The 521-nt window shown below is 16.3% G+C and carries 1 protein-coding gene; it reads right to left on the reverse strand.

What is annotated here, in order from left to right:
* Positions 1-321: hypothetical protein (locus GBZ86_RS16700; RefSeq protein WP_152892514.1), on the reverse strand; the 321-nt coding region annotated here is incomplete at its 3' end.
* Between the last annotated feature and the right edge of the window lie 200 nt (positions 322-521).

A 521-nucleotide genomic window follows, 5' to 3' on the forward strand; every position in this document is an offset into this window, starting at 1 on the left:
ATTAACTATTGATAAATTGCAATTTTTATTATCTAAGATATTTGTTGCAAAATTTGACATTTGTTTTTTAATCATAGATATTTTAGATTTATCAATATTATTTTCATCTACTACTAAAATAATATTTTTATTTTTATTTGTATCATTAATTTTTACATTTAAATTTACATTATAATTATTAGATTCTTTAACTTTATTTATATTTTTATTTAATATAATATTATTGTCTAGTCCCATTACTGTTATTGGTAATGCTCCACAAAATAAAAATAAACTTATAGCACAAAATAAACTTATAAATTTAAAATATAACTTTTTCAATATATCACCTCCTTAGTTATTTTTAATTCTTTTAAATTATTCAAGTTTCTACAAATCTCTCCTTTCATTTTTCTATTTTTTCATTTTTTTATTATTTTTACTTGTCTTCATAATTATACCAAATTTAAAAAAACTATTCTAATTCATTCGTGTTTCATATTTCTACATTTTTTTTGTAATTTATTTTTTTATACTTATTG

Source organism: Clostridium tarantellae (genome assembly GCF_009295725.1).
GTDB classification, from domain to species: domain Bacteria; phylum Bacillota; class Clostridia; order Clostridiales; family Clostridiaceae; genus Sarcina; species Sarcina tarantellae.